Genomic DNA, 570 nt, shown 5'->3' on the forward strand with positions numbered 1-570 from the left:
CTCCCAGGTCAGAAGGCATTTTCTATGTCAATCCCAACCGTCAGACACCGATCAGACCGGTGGATCCAGGCTTAGCGGGATCGCGCATCGCGCGCGATCCCGAAGGGGGAACATACCGGTATTCATACCGGAGAAAGGGATGGGAAATGCATAGGCGTCTTGCTGTGCTTTCTGTCCTCGCGATGTTGGCGACCGTGCTGCCGGCTCTCCCGGCGTTCGCGGACGCTCCGGACAACGACAACTTCGCCGAAGCGACCGAGGTGTATAGCTATCCATACACCGACACCGTCGACATCACCGAAGCCACCGTCGAGACGGGCGAGCCCTTGTGGTGTTCAGCGATGGCCAACACCGTGTGGTACTCGCTGACTCTCGACGAGTCATCGCTGGTGATGATCGATACGGCGGGATCAGAGTTCGATACCGTGCTGGCCGTCTGGCAAGGAACCGATCTCAGCAACCTCAGCCTGGTCAAATGCGTCGACGACACTCTGCTAGGTGGCTGCCGAAAAAGTGGCTTTCGGTGAGGTTGGTTGGCGGCGGGCCAGTCGTGGGTGATGCCGGAGACCA

General features: G+C 59.6%; 1 protein-coding gene. It reads left to right on the forward strand.

The annotated features are described in order from the left end of the window. Positions 1-146: 146 nt before the first annotated feature. Positions 147-527, forward strand: coding sequence for a hypothetical protein (locus tag P1T08_18925; protein MDF1598143.1), 381 nt, complete (start codon positions 147-149; stop codon positions 525-527). Positions 528-570 lie beyond the last annotated feature (43 nt).

The sequence above is a fragment of the Acidimicrobiia bacterium genome (genome assembly GCA_029210695.1).
GTDB lineage: Bacteria > Actinomycetota > Acidimicrobiia > Spongiisociales > JAHEDJ01 > JAHEDJ01.

What these genes read in the sequence shown, in the direction of transcription:
- P1T08_18925 (MDF1598143.1), top strand. Translation starts at nt 147, where the DNA reads ATGCATAGGCGTCTTGCTGTGCTTTCTGTCCTCGCGATGTTGGCGACC.